This is a genomic window from Nocardia pseudovaccinii (assembly GCF_050942345.1).
Classification (GTDB): Bacteria; Actinomycetota; Actinomycetes; order Mycobacteriales; family Mycobacteriaceae; genus Nocardia; species Nocardia pseudovaccinii.
Genome location: NZ_CP192074.1, coordinates 6784499 through 6803675, shown reverse-complemented (window position 1 = coordinate 6803675; position 19177 = coordinate 6784499). Strand labels below are relative to the sequence as shown.

The window sequence follows — 19177 nt, the reverse complement described above, 5'->3', positions numbered from 1 at the left end:
CTTACGTGGGGTGCGGCTCTTCACCCGACCCGGCGCGAATGTTGCGGATATCGATGTCGCCGCTGAAGCTTCCGTCGCGGACCTTGACTCCGCTGCTCTGGGACCGGACATCACTGATGCGGAGGGCGGCTGCTTCGACCCTTTCCAGATCGACACCGATCGCGTGGCCGGTGCCTGCGTTATTGGTTCGCACCAGGTGAATGAGTTCCTGTGCTGCGGTCAGCAATTCGTCGTCTGCATCGGCACCGGCGTCGGTGAGGTCTTCGGCGAGGGAAGCACGTTTTGCGGCCGAGTCGGGCTTGGCCTCCACCGGTCGGAGATCGACGTTCTGATAGCGGCCGCTGATCAGGCCCTTCAGCGCGCTATAGGAGTCGGCGATGACCTGCTTGGCCGTGTCCGTGAAACCTGCTGCGGCGCCGGCTGCGATGGCGGTGACGATGATGGTGACAGGATCCAACGGAGGGTCTCTTTCTTCTGCGTCGTGCTCTAACTGATCGAGAGAGCGAATTGCCGCATGTATCTGCTCGATCCGCACTGCACCGGGTCGTCGAGAATCTTGGAACCGCTAGGCCTCGTGGCCAGATCAGATCAACCACCTGCGAGCCGCCCTTAGCGATAAGCACTGCCGTTGCTGAGATCCTATGCGCCGCAACACCCGACACGCCCGGGAACGATCGACCCCGAGGGCAAGCTGCGGGCTCGATGATTGTCGGCTTACAACAGGCGTGACTGCCGTATATTCCGCTGGGCTTCCAGATATTCCGCGCGCTAACCGCATGACGGTTCCCCTGATCCGATGTCTGCGAACTGGAGTCATTTCGCACCGGGTCCACGGCAGTTAGTTTGCCGCCAGCCGTAGGTCCGACCGCTTCACCTCTGCTCGGGTTTAGCTTGATCCCGTTCAGCGGATGTATCCACAGATTCATTACGCGTCGAGCGTCGGCCGCGCTGGTCGGCAGGGCTCCAATGACCTGGCGGTTGAGGTGCTTGATGGTTGTCCAGTGAAGGGTGAGGTCGGTGACGTCCACCGAATTCCAGGCTGCGGCGGCGATGTCGAGTCCTGCGGTGGTGGCCAGTCTGAGATTCGCCATGTTGGTGACCAGGTCGACGGCTGTGGATACGCGACGGCGATGAGGACAGAGCATCCGACGTGGTGGGAGGCTTTTCGGCGGAAGTAGACGAGCCCGTCGGCCGTGTGTTTCGACGCGATCAGGCTGGTGTGGCTGTCGCGCTGATCGAGCTGACCCAGGCATTCACCGGGGTTTGTCAGTGTGATGGTGGCTTGGGTTCCAGTGTGGCGAGCCAGGCTGCGGCTGCGTCGGCTGCGGGTGCGCCGATGTGCTGGTAGAGCGCAACAGCTTCGCGCAGTTGGGTGATGACAGCGGTGTCGGTGTCGCCCAGGCTGTTCTGGCAGCGGACGGCTCCTTCCAGCGCGCGTGCCTGTTCGAGTCGGCTGCCGATCACCCGCGCGAGCGCGAGCGCGTCGGCGAACATTTCCAATGCGTTGCGTGGCTGTCCGGTGTCGAGCAACAGCTTTCCGGTCTCGTTGAGTGTCTCGGCTTCTCCGAGCCGGTTGCCTATCTCGCGGTGCAGGGTGAGTGCCCGCTGGTGCAGATCCGCTGCCGCGGCGTAGTCCCCGGTCAGATAGCGCACGATGCCGAGGTTGTTGAGGGTGCTGGCTTCGCCATACCGGTTGCCGATTTCGCGGTCGAGTGTGAGTGCCTGTTCGTGGAGGTCGACGGCTTCGGGATAGTGCCCTGTTTTCTCGTGGACGATGCCCAGGTTCCCGAGCGTAGTGGCTTCGCCGAGTGGGTTGCCGATTTCGCGGTAGAAGAGGCGTGCTTGTTGGTAGAGGTCGGCGGCTGCGGCATAGGACCCGGCTAGATAGCGCACGTTGCCGAGGTTGGTGAGGGTGCTGGCTTCGCCGAGTGGGTTGTCGATCTTGCGGTAGAGGGCGAGTGCTTGTTGGTGGAGTTCGGTGGCTTTGGCGTAGTCTCCGGTTCTCTCTCGCGCGCTGCCGAGGTTGGTGAGGGCGTCGGCTTCGCCGGGCCGATCGTTGTGCTGTCGAGCGGTGGTGAGGGCGCGCTGGTGCAGGTCGATGGCTCGGGGCCATGGCCCGTCGCGTTCGAGGAGGCCGGTGATCGTGCCGGTCAGCTGGGCTACTCGCCGGGGTGCGTGGGCGGTGGTGTAGTCGAGGCAGGCCAGCAGGTTGGCGCGTTCGAGCCGCATCCACGCCAACGCCTGCGCCTCGTCGCCGAACACCGGTACCACACCACCCTGCACGGCGGTGAAGGGTTGACTGGTGGATCGCGGTCGGCGGGCAAGTTTCTGGTCGGCGGCGGCAGTGGCCTGGTAGTAGTCCAGCAGGCGATCCACCGCCTGACGGGTGGCGTTGGGTGGGTCGGTTTGAGTGCGTGCGTATTCGCGCAGCAGGTCGTGTAGCCGATAGCGGCCTGGATAGGCTTCCTCGAGTAGGTGGTCGGTGTGGAGCGCCTCTAAGTCCATGCGTGCCACCGTGACCGAAACATTGGCCAGCGCTGCCGCGGCAGCGATGTCGATATCCAAGCCGGGGTTCAGGCCCAGAAACTGGAACAGTCGTTGCCGCTCGGGCGGCAGGTCCTGGTAGGACATGGTGAACGCGACCCGCACCGCCCGCGGCCCGGCGTCCAGTTGCGCAAGGTCCTGTGCGGCGGCGAACTGGTCCGCGAGTCCGGTGATGGTCCAGGCGGGGTGGTGGGCAAGCCAACCGGCCAGCAGCACGATCGCGAGCGGCAGATACCCGCACAAACCGACGATCTCGGCCACCACCGCTCTATCGATGGTGGCGGGGTCGCGGTGTGCCGAAGTGATGAACAACTCGGCGGCGGTGTCGGGGTCGAGCACGTCCAACCGCAGGGGGACCGCGTCGTTCGAGGGCGATCAGGCGGCGTCGGCTGGTGATCAGGGTCAAGCAGTTTCCTCCCGTAGGCAGCAGCGGTTGGACCTGTGCGTGATCTTGTGCGTCGTCGAGGACCAGGAGGACCCGCTTGCCGGTGATACGGTCCAGCCACAGGTCCCGGCGCTCCTGCAGGGTGTCGGGTACGAAGCGGGGATCGATACCGAGACCAGTGAGCAGCCTCGCCAACACGTCGGCAGGGTCGGCGGGGGACTGCCCTGGGGTGTGGGCGTTGAGTTCGATCATGTAGCGGCCGTCGGGAAATCGGTCGGCCAGCTGGTGTGCAGCGTGAATTACAAGTGCGGTCTTGCCGACGCCTGGCATGCCGTCGATCGTGTGAATCGACACCACCCGGCCCGCCCCGGCCGAGTCGACGATCCGCTCCAACTCGGTGTGGCGTCCGACGAAGGATGCCACGTCCCGGCGCAGCGCGTTGGTCACCACCGGCCGCGGCACTGGCAGAACGACCGAGTGGTGGATGGAGATGTCCCGCCCTACCTGCCACACCGATTATGGAAATCGCGGGCGCGGGATCCGGTGGCGCAGCAGTACCCCGGTCTACTCATGCTGCGCTGTCGGAGGGTGGGGCGAATGCCCGCCCGCCTGTATCCCGCTGATCGCGAATGAGCCGTCCACGGAAACGTTCTCGGCGATCACCCCGGCGCGCGCTGCGGCGGTAACATCGGTGATTTCCAGCTCACCAGCGCGGACCTCCCGCAACCGCACACTAACTGTCTCTGCGACCTGTGGTGCGTGGTGCTGCACCGACACCAGCACCGCACCGGCCGCGGCCAGCAGCTCCTCGTCGCCTCCGGCACCAGCCTGCGCGAGTTCATCGAGCAGCACCGCTCGCCGAGCAGCCGACTGAGGGTGCCGTTCCAGCACCTCCACATCCACCGACCGATACCGGCCGGTGATCAGCCTTTCAGCGCCTGATAAGTATCCGTGACCGCCCGCTCGGCCGTGCCTGCAAATCCCGCAGCTGCACCGGCAGCCACCGCAGCCACCACCATCGTCACCGGCTCCACCCCACCGACCTCCCGTACTCGGAGTCCCCTCGATAGGGGATCTGCATCACTCAATCAAGCAACACCCACCGGCGCAATAGATCCACCGAACCATAACTACCGGTCTGATATGACAGGCACACACGCCGGGCAAAAAACCACAGGCCGCGAACCGCCACATCACCCTGGCCGTGCTCGCCCACGCCTTCCTCGCCGTCACCGCGGCCACCGACCCAAAAGCCCACGCGGGCTGGGCTCAATCACAGTCGCCGACATCCGCCGTCTCCTGGCGATAGCGCTGCACCCAGCCCGCACCCTCACCCACGCATTATGCTGCCTGCTACTGGCGCCGCCACCAACACCACGCCAGACAACTCCGCTATCGACCAAAACGACTATGAAACAACGAAGTACAACTGTCGTGCTAGGCGTCGCGGTACTGCTCACGATCATCGGTCCACGATTCGGGGATATGGAGTTCATGGTCGATCAGCGTGAGCCTGTGGCGACACGCGTATGCCAGGAACACCCCGATCTGGTAGTTCTACGTGCGCCCGGCGGTGCCGGAAATGGCGTTGCACTCCCGTGGACTTGACGCCCTGTATTAGACCATGCCCGTGCATTCCAAATCGTCGCCTGAGAAGCAGCAAACCGATAGCCCTTCGGGACTGTCCCAAATGAAGCAAAAATCATCCGCCCGCCGCAGGGAAGGAGCGGGGCGCTTGCCCGTTCTGGCAGCCTTAAGCGCATGCTCAAGCGTGGCTTGCATATGAGCTACCAGATTTAAGAGGAATATTACGTCTCCGTGCGTCTCGTCAGGGCGCTTGAACTTGATCCTGACCAACGGGTGCTGATGGTCCTTGCAGGGGACCGTCCTCAAATGGTCAATTGCTTCGATGAGCTTGATCGGCATTGACACCCACTGCTCGCATGCGAGGGAGTGTGAGAAGTGGACGGACGATGGATTCGCCTTGTCCGATTTTGCTAAACCTACGATGGAAACCTGCGTGGGGTTAGATAGATCGTTTGCTGAGAGCTTCGACAGAAAATCAACGGGCTCATAGACTCTCATGCAGCAATTCCTTCCTTTAGGAGGTTCTATCGCCGAGCGTGATTGTGCTCCAGCATAAGCCAGTGCTGAATATGACCTGAGCCGAATGGGATTAGTGGGTATCGCCGACCATCGAGTACCGTGCTCCCTGCCCCTTGCTGGACGTGCCCGAGTGATCCACTGACAACCGCGCGACCCGCCAGTTGTCGGCTCGAGAGGGGCGATTTGGACGCCATCGACTGTCGCCTGGCCAGCGATGTTGGCAATAGCGCCAGTGCCCCTGGCGACTACATAGGCTCCTGGTCGAGCCGGCTGGCTTCAACACGCACTCCGGAAACCAGCTCCAGATGCCGCGGCACTCACGAGATCAGCCCCGCACCAATGAGTGGTCCAGGGGCATATTCGTGGGGTGGTGGCTTGGTCGACGCAGCCGGGGGGATTCAGGTACTCGACTACTCGAATGGTGTGCGAGCGGCAGGTCCAGGCTGGCAGGCGCAATGGGACTGCACAGGACTCGACCGGGGTAGTCCTTCGCTGATCATCCGACATGTTAGCTAAATGGGCTAATACAGCAACGGGTTTCGTTACTCGTCGAGCGACATCGTCACGCTGTCCAGGATCGGGACGACGAGCTGCTTCGCGACGGCTTAGTTGCAATATCAGCTCATCGGCCGGTGTCCCGGGCAGCTCCAGATGGTCGGTGATCACGGCAGAGGGGCAATCGCCAAGTGCCGGTATGAGTTCCAGCCATCGGATAGTAGATGCCTGCGCCTCGACGTGCTCGCCGCACCGGGCGACTTCGCGCCCCTGCTGCCGCCATGCGCGGCTGGTTAGGTCAGGGACCTCGCCACCGATCGCATTGACCCGGGCGTCGACCACGCCCACAAGGTCAAGTGCCCCGATATCCCAGGGGCATCGAGCACGACCACACCGCAGAACCGTCGAACGTGATCGCGGTGGCCGAATCCCGCTGCACTACGCTGCCGCCGATCGACACGGGGACAAGGCTGACCTCGTCGCCGAATTGATCGCCCAAGGCCAAGACCCAACGACCGCGACTACGCCGGATTCACCCCACTGCACGGCGCAGCCCAGTTCAGCGGCGTCGACACGGTACGGGTGCTACTCGACGCCGGTGCCGAGGTCAACGCCGTTGACGATGAAGGCAGCACTCCACTGATGTACGCGGTGCGAAGCCCATGGACCACACCCGAAGTCGTGCAGCTGCTCCGCGACCGCGGCGGCGACCCCACCATCGCCAACCAAGATCAGTGACTTCCCGCTGGCCCGTGTCCGCACCGTGGACAACAAACCCCTGATCAAGGCGGTGTTCGCCGACCTACTCGACGAGGACACCCCATGACCTACCTCGACGAATGGGAATAACAGCTCCAACGAGATCTTGGGGAAATCCGCAGCAGCACACGCAAACTCACCAATGCTGCCGCCGCCATCCGTGGTCGCAGCACGGTTCGCGGAGTCGCCGTCGAGGTCGATACGGCTGGAGCGATCACCCTTCTGCAGGTCCCGGCCACCGCCATGAAAGGCACCGGCGCCCAACTGGGCGACGTACTGATCGAAGCCCACCGCCGGGCCTGCGTCGACGCACAAACCAAGGCCGACCAACTGCTGCGAACCGCCGACCCGCGCGTCAGCGAAGTCATCCACGAACTGAAAGGCGAACCTGCGCCCACGGTCGAGCCGCAGCCTATGACCGAAGAAGACATCCAGGCGGCCGACGATGCTTACTTCGAGCGGATGAACCGTAACGGATGGAGCGCCTAATCCGCCTGCCTCGACCCGCTCCTGGTCTGCTGCCGCACGAGTAACAGGCAGGTCTGCAGCGACGCCATAGCGTAGGCGGCTAAGAGCCGGTTAGCGAGATCGGTTTCCCGCCAGAAGATCTCGTGTCGTTCGCGGAAGCTTGCTCACGCCGTCTGTGCTCAGCCGCTGCGGGAGACCTGCGCCGAGTACCCGCCGACTCTCTCGAACGTCCGATATTGCAAATACCGGACGCTCAAGCCCCACAGTAGAGGGCAAGCTTAGTTATGGGTCAACTCACAGATTTGCGTGACCAGTGCGGACACGCTGGTCACGAACGGCGCCAAGACCGCAAACCACGCTCTGGCACGGTCCAACCGGGAACCGATGTTCGCACACCGGCAAGGTGCGGACTCGATCTTCGGCACTTCATGATCGCTCATCGGGATCGTCTCCTCATTCGTTGATCGCCGACTACCTGATGAATCGGCCACTGTCGCAACGATGCTGGGATAGTTGACCCAGAGCCAGGTCTCTGAGAGCAGACGAATGTAGACCTCTGTCAGACGGGGGCTTGGTGCGTCTGACAACCGCATCGACCGGATCTGAGTGTTGTCGGCTTGTCGGCAGTGTGCAGGTGAGGCGTGGACCCCGCTGGTCGCCCCCTCCTTTCCAACAGGCTCGGAAAGCCACTCGAGATGGGTCTTGTTGGCGGTAGCCTCTAGCCCGGGGCATCCGTAGATCAGGGGAGTGAGCGGTGAGCCAGAGCCAAGAGGTGGACGCGTTACGGCAGGCGTTGGTCTCGAAGCTGTGGTCCGCGTTAGCCGAATCGGGGTGTTCGACGCTCGATGATGTGCGGCGGACATTGGTTGCGCGGGGGATTGAGATGCATTCGAGTACGGTCACGCGATATTTGAAAGGCGAACTCCCAACTGAGAACAAAATAAAGAGCCGCGAAGAACTGCAAAAGATCGCCAGCCTTACGAGGCTACCTGGCAGCATTATGTCAGACTGGGAAGATTTGGTTAGCGCGGCTCGCATGAGTCGTAATGCCGAGTCGCATGCATTTCGAAAGAGTAATCTTATTACAGGCACTCGCTGGTTTCAGGTCATTCCGGTCCAGCCGAATCGCAATCAGCTGAGCATTGATGTGGTGCATACCTGGGAGCGTGAAGCGGCAACCGACGAAAAGCCGATTCATGATTTGATAGAGGGCGTATGCGAGCGAGTTTATCCACCGAATGAGAGTGACCTAAGCTGGTATTTGGAAGGCTTCACCGACGGGGGCGTCATTGTCCTCGGATTCAACCCATACCATAACCACAATTCGAGCAGCCGCGGATCAATAAATCTGGCAAAATCTCCCGACCCGCATCGGCCTGTTTACTATACAGGTAGGTATTTGGTTCGAATGGCGGATGGCGCCGGATTCACCGACCGCAGTATTGAATGGCACACCAGTGTGCCTACCAAATTTCTCCCGGACGTTGCTTTGCTCGACCTGGACAACACGCTACGGTCAGGCTGGTCAATCGTATCCTGGGTTACCAGCGAGACGATGAGGGGCCTGACTGGCGTCGAAAGATTGCGAGATACGGTATTAGAATTGCGTGGACGCTACGTCGAACACGTGATAACGCACGACGAGTTTGCCGTCCAGGCTGCGGAAGCTTATGCTGAATTCCTCGAATCGAATGCCCCCTTGGAGGTGCAACGGGCGGCGATACTCTATGTTCGGCATGAACTGAGTCGCGTATTGTTCCGCTTCGCCAAGCCGCTTGTTTTGAGTCTCCGAGATCGCCAGATCGCACCAATATTGGTTACCGGGGCTCCAAGGGAACTTGCGATTGAGGTGGCGAAAGAGCTGAATATCGAGGAAGTTTACTCCTTGACCGTCGATAAGAGTGGCGTAGTCAACCCTGGGACTGCAGGTGGAAAGCGCTCGGTGGTAGACCAAATCACTGCAGACGGCCGTCGTGTTCTGCTGGCTGCCGGGGATTCCGATTCGGACATACCATTGATGCGTTTGGCGGATTTTCGGATAGTCTCTCCGCATCTCAATCTTCTAGTCGACGACGATCCAGGAATTCCGGTTCTCGAATTCACTGCATCAACTACGGCCAGTGAAGTATTGGCGTGGGTTGAGAGTAATATTAGGCAGTCGCTATTTGAAATAGATTAACCATATTCAAGGAACGCTAACCGACGCGTCGAGGACAGCTTCGTGCTCCAGTACCACTTCTCGTCACCGATCCGCCCGTAGTCCCACCCTGGGTCGAGCTCGGCGAGGCCTCGGCAGACCTTCGCGTAGCCCTCGGCGGTCAACCGACCGGCATCGATCGCGAATCCGCAGATGAAGGCGCCGTTGAGGAACAAGCCCATCGAATTTGCGCGCATGAATGGCCCTCTTGGCTCCCGCAAACTCGGGGCGGAGATCCGGACTCGCTTGGAGAACTATCTGAATGCCGGCGCGCAGTTTGTCGTCCTCGACTTCAAGAGTGTCGGAGTCGTTTCGTCGAGCTTCGCTGACGAGGTACTCGCTAAGCTCGCCAGCGGCATGGGTGAACTTGAATACCGCCGCCGCGTGTTCGTGGACAACGCCTCAATTACAAACCGCGGGCTCATCGAGCGCGCAATCTCACTGCGACCGGAACAGCCAGATTCAGGAGCGTTGTGAGTCCGAGGGATCAATCTTCGACAGCCGTTGGGACCCAATCGGTGGGGGTGCAGCCACTCGCAGGTCCGGCCTCGATGCAGGGCCACGATTGAGCTGACGTCGCCATCCACGGCTCACTACCACTTGCCAGGCTTCGCTCCGAGTGGCAGGCAGTAGCGACGGATACGCTCGGTATCGGCTGCCATCTACTTGTGCGCCTTCTTGTACTCCCCAACCACTTCCGCTGAAATCCGCCCGCGGTTCGAGACCTCCATGCCCTTCTTGCGAGCCCAGTCCCGGATTGCCTGGGTCTGCTCGCGGTCGACTGCCGGCCGGGCCTGGCTCTTGCCTCGCGGTGCGCGACCGACCTTGCGTGCGTTCGGGGTCCACCGTTCGAAGATGCCGCGCAGCTTGGCGCCATTCAGCACCGATAGGTCAATCTCGTAGGCCACGCCGTCAAGAGCGAAGATCACTGTTTCTTCGGCCTGGGACTTACCGTCGTAGTCGTCAACCAGCTCGACAATGACTTTGCGTGCCATAGCAATCCTCCAAGTCGAAATCAAGATCGTGCGTGTCGGGTCGCCATCGTAGCGGAACAGAACGGCTCGATACTCGGCCCCAACGGTTTACTCCGGTCGGCATTTGCGGAGCTAGCGATCAATGTTGTCAATCCGCGCCTGTGGAATCCGGCACAATCGTCGCCGGGACACCGATGATGCCCGGAACCTCTCGATCTGGGCTTGCTCGCGACGCCGAGCACAGTCTTCTGCGTTGCGGGCGAGAGTTCGTGGATGGCCCCGACCTGCCGCAATGCGACATCGCATCCTTGTGTCGACGCTGTGTTTCCGACGAGCTGATTGCCAGCTTCGGTCTGAACCTCCACGTCCCCCTTCGGATTCAGATGTCATTGGAGTGCCGCTTCGGTGCTCGGCTGACGATTGGCGCGTCGTACTGTTGCCGTCACGTCGTGCAGGAGCGTCCGTGGAATCGCTGGCTGGGCAGTCTCACTCAGTCCGAGTCCGCGCAATCGATATGGTGCTCCGCCGAACCTGTGTGACGCCAGGACCTAACCCAGCATCAGAGCTGGTTGTAACACGCGGATCCGACACGCCCTCCACACCGTTACGGTGCAGCGCTATCTGCCGATATGTGCACGTCGATCCTGCAGCATTCTGTCTGCTGAGACATATCTGAGAGGGGAAGGAATGCCGAATCAACCTCCGCCAATGCTTATCGTCCATGATGGGCGGTTGCCTGGCGGCCTAGGCGCGACTGTGCTTGGGCGGCTGATAAGGCGGTCTGGCCAGCCGCTCCGTGCGGTCCATGCGCTGAATCGTGAACAGAACGCGTTCTCTTTCTGGACAAAGGGTGTCGAGAACCTACTGGCATTACCGGATGCCAAATCCGCGAAACTTGTCCTATTCGACATAACCTACTATGACGTTGATTCCGATTTCTGCAACAACGCTCTTGATCGACTGGATGGTGGATTTGCAGAATTGGAAGTGTGGTCTAACAGGTGGCCGGGAGGGTATGTACACAGCAACCGTCAGGTTCGGATACCGCCTGACGATATTGTTTATGCACATCTGGGCCGCTATTTAAATACGGATGAGAAGCAGCTTTTGCGCTACGCTCTCGTTGCGGCAGAGGTCATCCCGACGGCTCACTTGTTCGAGGATGGGCAGCATGCAAAGGCTCTTGAAGCATGGATTGCAGAGGATCCCTCGACACGGTGGCATCAGCTGCTGGAGACTAACGATCTTGCGGGCACCCTCGTCGAATCAAGAGAAAAGCCATCCTCACCTTCGCGTGCGCGAGAGGCGACGGTTCATGACGACTCGCTGGTCGACAAAGGGTTTTTGGATATCGAGATTACTCCCCAAGCTGCTCACTCCGAGCTACCGGTTATCGATGCGCTGTGTCGTGAGCGAAATATACCGCGGTCAGCCATCATCCTGGCCTGGCTCGGTCCCGAACGTGTGCTTTTGATTAGACGTGATACATCCTTTGAGTACCCAGCTGTGCGTTGGCAGATCGAGAACCGCTATGCAGATCTGGTACCTGAGCCGATCCGCGGTCGACATTACGGCCCGCAAGACGCCGTTTATTACCGCGTCGATCCGACAAAGTATGAGCGGTCGCAGCTGAGGCCGCACTTCCGGAATTTGGCGAACCAGCTTGCGATAGCACAATCAGGAGGGCGCTACCTTCCCGCCGGCTTGGCTAGAGACATTGCTCAGATCGCCAACCTGGTCCTCCGTTCGATCGACCTTACTGGCGAGTACACGGATATGACGCCCAGTATCGAGGTAGCAGCACAAGACCTCTATATTCTGCTGCATCAGAGCAGTAGAACGGGGCAATGGCGCCAAACGCTCACGATACCCATCCATGTTCGAGATGCTAGCGCAACAGCGTTCCTGTATCGCGACAACGGCTACAATCTGCAAAAAGCAGAGCGTTTAATGGAGGGTGCTCTAATTGGTCTTGCTCAGCGACAGCTGGACTGGCTCGGAGGTGCCAAGCAGCCCGGACGTCTGCGGATCGATGTCCGTCATGAAGTGCCAGATAGTCGGCTGGAGTTCACGCGAGATGTTCAGTCGGCCCTTCAGAAGCCGCGTATGTCTCCCATTTCAGCTGATACAAAGTATGTTTCACCAGAATCTCTCATTGGGCGATTTCTGGATCTGTGTGATATGCGCAAGCTGGTTTGCTACAACGAGTCCGAGACAATCGGGCCATCTGTGGCGCATGCGCTTACGCTCCTTGCCGCTGCCCGGACGGTCCAGGATGGCAAGGCGGGGGCACGTGTGCTCGACCTGTTCTCCGGAAGCGGCGTTGCCAACCGGTTGTTGTCCCGGTTTGGGCACCAAGTTACCTCGGTTGACAAGTATGTCTCTGCTGCATCCGTTGAAGTCAGTTCCGAGCATGGCGACGGACTGTGGCTGCGGGCAGACGCGCGGCGTGTCCTTGATGACAAAGAGCCGATCATTGAGCAGACCTTCGATATTATCGGTCTGGATCCGCCGCACGCCGAACTTCTGGAGTTGCTTTTTGGTGGCTCTGAGCGGGATTCCCTTGTTGAGCTTTGTGCAAAGCGTGCCGACCTGATGGTGATGTATCAGGGGCATAGCACTCAACTCGGACGACTGGGACTAGTCTACGAAGGGCTCGTGGCAGCTGGATGGATTCATGTCCGGATCCTTCAGGTCGAGGAAGAGATCATTGTTATTGCTGGCAGTCGGAATAAGGCGGATTTCCGTGAATTTTACGAGAGGGCGTTCACGTCGTTGAAGACCATTGTTCAAGAGAACAGGCTTGGAGAGTTGGATATTCGAACGATATTCAAGCCAGAATGACGACGTTAGCGATCGACCCGATCCTGCATATAGTTGATCTTGGTGAAGATTGTGCTATATTAGGCAATATATGAGTATTGATCGCTTAAGATCAAAGTTTGTCGACGATGCCGAGAGGAAGGGTCGAGCGCATGGCGCGTGTTAACGGTGATGCCGTACTTGCCCAGCCTGTTCCTCCGCCTGGATTTGACCGAATACCCCTGGCGCCTGATGTTCGCCAGGGGCATCAGTCACATGTCACTTTGGTTGAGAGCTGGGTTGCAGGGGATGTATCAACGTATGTATGGAAACGCATGGCATCCAATAGAGGGCTAACCCCCACCGAGGCGCGCACGCAATACTCACTTCTACTCGAATATCGCAAGCAACTTGCAAAACTCGGGTGGCATACCCCGCACATACTACATTTGTCGGTATGCGATGAACCGGAAGGCAGCTACTTGAATGCTGTTGAACAGTATGTTCATGGCTTCGACGCGGAGACTGCACTTCGTGCCGGGGTAACCCCGGAGTTCGTTAAATGGAGAATAGTCCAGTGTGTGGTTGCCGCCATAAGTCGGCCCAGGTCACTGCAGCCGAGAACGACCATTGGAGGGCTTCGGCTTCGGGCTTTACCGTGTGGGATAGACCTGAAACCGTCTAACTTGGTGTACTACGATGTCGAAGATCGACTGTATCTTGTGGATACCTTTGCTCCTCAAATTTTCTCGCCGAATTCGAACACTGTGGTTGGCTACACAGCCAAGGTAACCTCGTTTACACCGGAGATGCTGCTAGCTGTATGCGGAACGAGAGAGGGTGCCCTGCTGCGATTCTGGAGATTATTGGAGTCACAGTGGCTAGTCGAATCAAAGACTTTGATTGAATCTCGTCGGATGGATTTTATCGAGCTCTTGAGGCAAAATGGCGTTCCTACCCAAGAGCGCAATTTTATCGCGAGTCAGATCAATAGTCGTTATCCATGGTTGGATTTGGTTTATTCGAACTATGGGTCGCATTCGGCAGGTCGGGTTGCGTAATAATTCCGCTTGGTAATTCGTCCAGGCCTTCACGCCAGCATTTCGGAGCATGAATCGCATGTGTGGCGGTATTTCCGTTGTATTGATGCTGCCGAACCAGATGATCCTGGCCTTGCGGCATCTGTTCGGCACTTTCGCCGCCACCGGATCGCCCCCTACCTTCGCGGTGGGTGGCATGGCGCTTGGTGCGGTGATCTCGCGCGCTCTTGCGCATTTTCCGGCGCTCCTGGACATCGGTGTGCGCGTTTCACTCATTGCTCGCGAACGCGGGAATCGCAATATGGAGTTCGAGGTCCGCGCGCGAGCTCCGCAATGAGCTGGCGCACCTCGACGACGAGTATCTGAGGATCCTTTCCGGTGATACGGCCCTGGAACGCGAAGTTCGTCGCAGACTCGTGGACCTCGGCTTCATGGGTGATCTGCAGGCGCGTGCGATCAGTGCAGAGGAAGTCGCCTGACGCCGCGAGAGTGTCTTGGACGCCGCTCGATCGAATACCGAGGGAACGCAGGAGCCCTAGTGGTCTCGGCCATTCTCCTACGCGATCTGGGCTAGTAGTCCTCGCCAACGCACTATCATGCCGCAGGGCGGGCGTTCCGGAACGCGATATCCGGCAATCAGCAGTGCGACAACCTGTTCCACTTCTGTACGGCAATCGGAGGTTCCACGACTGGCAACCTCGCGCTCCCTCCACGGTGGCGAACGACAACGTGGCAGAGTGGATTGGCGCCTGCTCCGCGCGGAGGCTGTTCGAGGTTGAGGGCAGCGTCGTGGTTCACGCATGCGAGCACGAGCAACCCTACTCATTCACGCCTTGTGCGTAACGACGAGGAGTCAAGTGAACGGCGGCTGTCTCTGTGGCAATATCCGGTTCTCCGCGGCTGGAGACCCCGATTTCCCGCATCTGTGCTCGTGTGAGCACTGCCAGCGGCTTTCGGGTGCCCCGGTCATGTCATGGGTATCTTTTCCCGAGGAAGGATTCGAGTGGACCGGCCCGGGCGGGGAACCGACCTGGTTCGAGACGTTCCCGCAGATATGCCGCGGGTTCTGCCCAGTCTGCGGATCGAGCGTGGCATCCAAAGGTGATGAGGCCGGCTTGGTCGGGGTCACGCTGGTCAGCCTCGACGATCACAGCGGCCTCATTCCTGAGCGCCAAAGCTTCAAGGACAACGCGGTTCCGTGGCTGGCCCCGCTGGGCTGAATGCGACGGTGTCGCACGAGACGATGGAAAGTCATGGGGTCGAGGCCAAGGTCCGAGTGGACGGGAGCTGACCGGTGCAACGCCTCGAATTGAGTTCTGTGGACGGTGTCCGGCTGGACTTCGCGGTCCACTACTCGACGGTCGAGCCCGCATTAGGAGTGGTGCTGTTGGTGCACGGGATCACGGTGGACATGGATGAGGGCGGGGGCATGTTCGTCCGGTTGTCGGAGCGGTTAGTGTCGCGGGGGTTCGATGTCGTGCGGTTCTCCTTCCGCGGGCACGGTGCGAGTGGTGGAACGCAGCAGGGGGTGACGATCGCTGGTGAATGCTTGGATCTGCAGGCCGCGGTGTCTGCGGTCCGCGAGCGATTCGCTGGGCGGCGAATGTCGATTGTGGCGGCGAGCTTCGGTGCCGTGGCGACGGCGTTGTCGTTGTCGTGGCTCGACGATCTCTATCGGCTGGTGCTGTGGAATCCGGTGCTGGATCTGCGGCGCACGTTTCTGGTTCCGGAGTTGGTGTGGGGTGAGGAGAATTTCGGCGTTGTTGGGCAGAAGTATCTGGCCGACAACGGTTTTCTGCTCGTCGACGGTGAGTTCCAGCTCGGCCGTGTCCTGTTCACTGAGTTCGCGCATTACCAGCCTCTGGGTGACTTCCATGCCGCAGACGTGCCGACGTTGATCGTGCACGGCGACCACGACAAGGCAGTGTCGTATGACGTCGCTGCCGAGGCCGCGCGATCACGGCCACACACCACGCTGCACACGATTGCCGGGTCAGACCACGGATTCGACTCCCGAGCACGCGAAGACCAAGCGATTAGCACGACCGTCGACTGGCTGCTCGAACAGTCGATGTCGTGACAGGGGTGAAGCTTTCGCAGCTGTATGCGCCGATCCGCCTCGGTGAATCCGTCACCGTCGGGGAACCTGCCGACAGGGCAAATGATTTCGCGAGTACATGGGTAACTCCATGTACTTACATCGAACTAGCGTGCGATGGGTGTCGTTGTCAAGAGTTGGCAGCGTTGGGTGTCGTTGGTTCCGTGAACCTCTGAACTGCGGATACATTGCAATTCGACCCAGTTCTGGCTGTGAACTCAATTACTAGCGTTGGCGTGCGCGGGTGACGTTGGTTGACGTCAGCCATTATGGCGGGTTTGATGACAAGCCGCGACGGCTAGCCAGCAACCACGCCGGACATGTGCGACCCCCACCTATAGATGGCGGCTCCTATGCGTTGTTGGCGGCGGCGCCGACACCGACGTGGTGGGCGTCTCCGGGTCGGGCAGGTCCACTGGCGCGACTGGACGGGTTGCCCGCAGCCTCACACAGTCAGTAGATGTCAGGAAGGGATTGTCACTATCCCGGACCTCCGGGAACGACGAGGCCTGCCACTGACGTGTCTGATGTGGTGTCGGGGTCTCCTCCGACACCACAGACTTCAGCCCGGCGGCCGACGGGATTCGAGCTCGGCGAGATACACGGCAGCGGGCTCGGTTTCCGGTACGCCAAGGCGTCGGTATATCTCGACTGCGGCACTCAGGTCGGTTACGGCAGCGGGGACATCGCCGAGGCCAGCCCGGCAGCGGGCGGCGCCTTCGAGGGCGCGGGCCTGTTCGAGGTGGTTTCCGATCTCGCGGGCGAGCCCGACAGCGTCGGTGAAGGCTGTTAACGCCTCGCTCGGTTCGCCGGTGGCCAGTAGTACTCGCCCGATGCCATTGAGTTCCTCGGCTTGGCCGAGACGGAAGCCGATGTCGCGGTAGAGGGTCAGCGCCCGCTGGTGCAGGTGCGCGGCTTGCTGATGTTCCCCGGTTCTTTCGTGCAGGGTGCCGAGGTTACCGAGGGTGTCGGCTTGGCCGTGGCGGCTGCCGAGGTCCAGGTGCAGGGTCAAGGCCTGCCGGTACAGGTCGGCGGCGTGCTCGTAGTCCCCGATTTCCCGGCGCGCGTAACCGAGGGCGGTCAGGGCGTTTGCTTCCCCGCGGCGGTTGCCGAGGTCGCGATAGATAGTCACGGCCTGCTGGTGCAGGTCGGCGGCCTGCTCATAGTCCCCGACTTCCCGGCGCACAAGGCCGAGGTCGGTGAGGGCGGTAGCTTGCCCGAGGCGGTTGCCGAGGTCGCGATAGATAGTCACGGCCTGCTGGTGCAGGTCGGCGGCCTGCTCATAGTCCCCGACTTCCCGGCGCACGAAGCCGAGATAGTTGAGTGCGGAGGCTTCTCCGAGGCGGTTGGCGAGGTCACGGTAGCGGGTCAGAGCCTGCTGCAGCTGGTCGGCGGCCTGCTCGTAGTCCCCAGTGTCCCGGCGCACAAGGCCGAGGTCTGTGAGGGCGTTGGCTTCTCCGAGGCGGTCGCCGAGGTCACGGTAGCGGGTCAGAGCCTGCTGCTGCAGGTCGGCGGCCTGCTCGTAGTCCCCGGTGTACCGGTATACCAGGCCGAGGTCGTTGAGGGTGTTGGCTTCTCCGAGGCGGTCGCCGAGGTCGCGGTAGAGGGTAAGGGCCTGCCGGTACAGGTCGGCGGCCTGTCCGTAGTCCCCGGTGAGCCGACGCACGAAGCCGAGGCTGTCGAGGGCGTTGGCTTCTCCGAGGCGGTTGCCGAGGTCGCGGTAGCGGGTCAGAGCCTGCTGTAGAAGGTTGGCGGACCGCTCGTAATCGTCGGTAAGCCAGCACACGATACCGAGGTCGGTGAGGGCGGTGGCTTCACCAAGGCGGTCGCCGAGGCGTTGGGCCATCTCGGCCGCGCGCTGGTGCAGTCGCCTGGCCAGTGGCCAGGGCCCGTCCCGGTCCAGCAGCGCTGCTGTTACTGCGGTCAACGCGATCATTCGCGCGGGTTCACGGCTGGCGGTGTGCTCGAGGCAGGCCAGCAGGTTGACCCGTTCGGCGCGCATCCACGCCAATGCCCGCAGCTGGTCGCCGAACTCCCGCACCAAGACACCACCACTCGCCGCGGCCGGGGGTGTGATGTCGCGGTCGCCGGTCGGTCGGGTGCGGCGGGCCAGCCACCGGTCTGCGTAGGTGGCGGTGTGCTGGTAGTAGTCCAGCAGCCGATCCATGGCCCGAGTGTTGTCGGCGGTGGGGTCGTCGTCGGTGAGGGTGTGGGCGTAGTCGCGTAGCAGGTCGTGCAACCGATACCGGCCTCGCGCAGGTTCGTCCAGAAGGTGATCGGTATAGAGGGCATCCAGCTCGCGTTCGGCTGTCGCGAGATCCATTCCGGCCAACGCTGCGACGGCGTACGCATCGACGTCTGGGCCGGGGTGCAATCCCAGGCGGCGGAACAGTAGTTGCCGTGCGGGCGGTAAGTCCCGATAGGACAGGTCGAACGCGGCGCGCACGACGCGGTCATTGGCGTCGAGTTCGGTCAACCGATCCGTCGCCGCCTCGAACTCCTCGGCCAGCTCGGTGATCTCGGCAGTCGTCCAGTGCGGGTGGTGGGCCAAGCGTCCGGCCACCAGCACGATCGCCAGCGGCAGCCATCCACACAACTCGACAATTCGCTGCGCCACGTCTCGTTCGTCGTCGCTGGCAGGGTCGCGGCCCGCGACGGAGAGGAACAGGTCTGCAGCCGGGTCTGGATCGAGAACCTTCAGCGCCAAAGGCCTCGTGCCGGGCACGACGCGCAGCCGGTGTCGGCTGGTGACCAGAGTCAAGCATCCCGGTCCGCTCGGGAGCAGCGGTTCAATATGGTCTCGGTCCGCTGCGTCGTCGAGCACCACCAGCGCCTTCTTGCTGGCCAACCGGTTACGCCACAAGTCACGGCGACCGGTCAGAGTGTCGGGAATGTTGCGTGGGTCCATACCCAGCTCGATCAGCAACCCGGCCAGCACCTCCGAGGGATCCGCAGCCTTCTGCTCGGAGGTGTGGGCGTGCAACTCGACGAAGTACTGCCCATCCGGGAACCGCGCCGCCAACTCATGCGCGGCACGGACCGCGAGTGCGGTCTTACCGACGCCGGCCATGCCGTCGATCGCGTGGATCGACACCACCCGCTCATGGTCGGCCGCGGCGAGGATCTGCTGCAACTCTTGGTCGCGGCCGACGAACGCGCGTGGCGCGGCGGGAAGGCTGGAGGTGATCGGCTCCTGTGGCGGTGGCGCGGCCTCATGGTGGTGGTGGGCTGTGTTGATAGTGCCGGTGTTGTCACCGGCCACGTTCACCTGCTGGGCGTGGTCGCGGGCCTCGAACTCGGGCACACGGA

General features: G+C 61.2%; 16 protein-coding genes and 2 pseudogenes. 8 read left to right on the top strand and 10 right to left on the bottom strand.

The annotated features are described in order from the left end of the window. Position 1 precedes the first annotated feature (1 nt). The 4 genes from ACQPZ2_RS30570 to ACQPZ2_RS30555 form a co-directional block, all read right to left on the bottom strand. Positions 2–457, bottom strand: a complete 456-nt coding sequence (locus ACQPZ2_RS30570) for a hypothetical protein (protein ID WP_433521625.1) — start codon at positions 455–457, stop codon at positions 2–4. An 809-nt stretch (positions 458–1266) separates the two neighbouring features. Then, positions 1267–2883 (bottom strand): tetratricopeptide repeat protein, encoded by a 1617-nt coding sequence (locus tag ACQPZ2_RS30565; RefSeq protein WP_433521624.1) that lies wholly within the window; start codon positions 2881–2883, stop codon positions 1267–1269. Further along, positions 2813–3379 (bottom strand): AAA family ATPase, encoded by a 567-nt coding sequence (locus ACQPZ2_RS30560; protein WP_433521623.1) that lies wholly within the window; start codon positions 3377–3379, stop codon positions 2813–2815. Before ACQPZ2_RS30560 ends, ACQPZ2_RS30565 begins: the two co-directional genes overlap by 71 nt. Before the next feature lie 114 nt (positions 3380–3493). Then, positions 3494–3832 carry a hypothetical protein gene (locus ACQPZ2_RS30555; protein WP_433521622.1) on the bottom strand — a complete coding sequence of 113 codons (339 nt, stop codon included), beginning with the start codon at positions 3830–3832 and terminating at the stop codon, positions 3494–3496. A gap of 283 nt (positions 3833–4115) precedes the next feature. Here ACQPZ2_RS30555 and ACQPZ2_RS30550 point away from each other — a divergent pair. Continuing rightward, positions 4116–4238: pseudogene (locus ACQPZ2_RS30550) on the top strand (IS701 family transposase); the annotation flags it as partial. A gap of 131 nt (positions 4239–4369) precedes the next feature. On the opposite strand, the pseudogene ACQPZ2_RS30545 reads toward ACQPZ2_RS30550, so the two are convergent. Beyond that, positions 4370–4550: pseudogene (locus tag ACQPZ2_RS30545) on the bottom strand (transposase); the annotation flags it as partial. Continuing rightward, positions 4547–5014 (bottom strand): hypothetical protein, encoded by a 468-nt coding sequence (locus ACQPZ2_RS30540; protein WP_433527722.1) that lies wholly within the window; start codon positions 5012–5014, stop codon positions 4547–4549. The gene ACQPZ2_RS30540 and the pseudogene ACQPZ2_RS30545, both read right to left, overlap by 4 nt. A 1002-nt stretch (positions 5015–6016) precedes the next feature. Between ACQPZ2_RS30540 and ACQPZ2_RS30535 the strand changes: the two genes are divergently transcribed. The 3 genes from ACQPZ2_RS30535 to ACQPZ2_RS30525 all read left to right on the top strand — a co-directional run bounded on the left by ACQPZ2_RS30535 (position 6017) and on the right by ACQPZ2_RS30525 (position 8936). Beyond that, a complete protein-coding gene (locus tag ACQPZ2_RS30535) occupies positions 6017–6268 on the top strand; it encodes an ankyrin repeat domain-containing protein (protein ID WP_433527563.1) in 252 nt (83 codons plus the stop codon). 264 nt (positions 6269–6532) lie between these two features. Beyond that, positions 6533–6778 carry a hypothetical protein gene (locus ACQPZ2_RS30530; RefSeq protein ID WP_433521621.1) on the top strand — a complete coding sequence of 82 codons (246 nt, stop codon included), beginning with the start codon at positions 6533–6535 and terminating at the stop codon, positions 6776–6778. Positions 6779–7511: 733 nt separating this feature from the next. Next, the gene (locus ACQPZ2_RS30525; RefSeq protein ID WP_433521620.1) at positions 7512–8936 is read left to right on the top strand and encodes a haloacid dehalogenase-like hydrolase; all 1425 of its coding nucleotides are present in this window, start codon (positions 7512–7514) and stop codon (positions 8934–8936) included. Here the strand turns inward: ACQPZ2_RS30525 and ACQPZ2_RS30520 are convergent. Next, positions 8933–9151, bottom strand: a complete 219-nt coding sequence (locus tag ACQPZ2_RS30520; RefSeq protein ID WP_433527721.1) for a hypothetical protein — start codon at positions 9149–9151, stop codon at positions 8933–8935. The two genes, ACQPZ2_RS30525 and ACQPZ2_RS30520, sit on opposite strands and share 4 nt — an antisense overlap. On the opposite strand from ACQPZ2_RS30520, the gene ACQPZ2_RS30515 reads away from it, so the two are divergent. Beyond that, positions 9108–9431 carry an STAS-like domain-containing protein gene (locus tag ACQPZ2_RS30515; protein WP_433521619.1) on the top strand — a complete coding sequence of 108 codons (324 nt, stop codon included), beginning with the start codon at positions 9108–9110 and terminating at the stop codon, positions 9429–9431. The genes ACQPZ2_RS30520 and ACQPZ2_RS30515 overlap by 44 nt on opposite strands. Before the next feature lie 185 nt (positions 9432–9616). Here the strand turns inward: ACQPZ2_RS30515 and ACQPZ2_RS30510 are convergent, their stop codons facing one another. Further along, entirely contained in the window at positions 9617–9949 is a 333-nt protein-coding gene (locus ACQPZ2_RS30510) for a histone-like nucleoid-structuring protein Lsr2 (protein WP_433521618.1), read from the bottom strand. 687 nt (positions 9950–10636) lie between these two features. Between ACQPZ2_RS30510 and ACQPZ2_RS30505 the strand changes: the two genes are divergently transcribed. After that, positions 10637–12772, top strand: coding sequence for a hypothetical protein (locus ACQPZ2_RS30505; RefSeq protein WP_433521617.1), 2136 nt, complete (start codon positions 10637–10639; stop codon positions 12770–12772). 945 nt (positions 12773–13717) lie between these two features. Here ACQPZ2_RS30505 and ACQPZ2_RS30500 read toward each other — a convergent pair. Beyond that, positions 13718–14005 carry a hypothetical protein gene (locus ACQPZ2_RS30500; protein ID WP_433521616.1) on the bottom strand — a complete coding sequence of 96 codons (288 nt, stop codon included), beginning with the start codon at positions 14003–14005 and terminating at the stop codon, positions 13718–13720. A gap of 565 nt (positions 14006–14570) precedes the next feature. Between ACQPZ2_RS30500 and ACQPZ2_RS30495 the strand changes: the two genes are divergently transcribed. Both ACQPZ2_RS30495 and ACQPZ2_RS30490 read left to right on the top strand, forming a co-directional pair. Beyond that, positions 14571–14990 (top strand): GFA family protein, encoded by a 420-nt coding sequence (locus ACQPZ2_RS30495; RefSeq protein ID WP_433521615.1) that lies wholly within the window; start codon positions 14571–14573, stop codon positions 14988–14990. A 74-nt stretch (positions 14991–15064) separates the two neighbouring features. After that, the gene (locus tag ACQPZ2_RS30490; RefSeq protein WP_433521614.1) at positions 15065–15850 is read left to right on the top strand and encodes an alpha/beta hydrolase family protein; all 786 of its coding nucleotides are present in this window, start codon (positions 15065–15067) and stop codon (positions 15848–15850) included. Between the two features lie 580 nt (positions 15851–16430). On the opposite strand, the gene ACQPZ2_RS30485 is transcribed toward ACQPZ2_RS30490, so the two are convergent. After that, positions 16431–19172 (bottom strand): tetratricopeptide repeat protein, encoded by a 2742-nt coding sequence (locus tag ACQPZ2_RS30485; protein WP_433521613.1) that lies wholly within the window; start codon positions 19170–19172, stop codon positions 16431–16433. Positions 19173–19177: the final 5 nt, after the last annotated feature.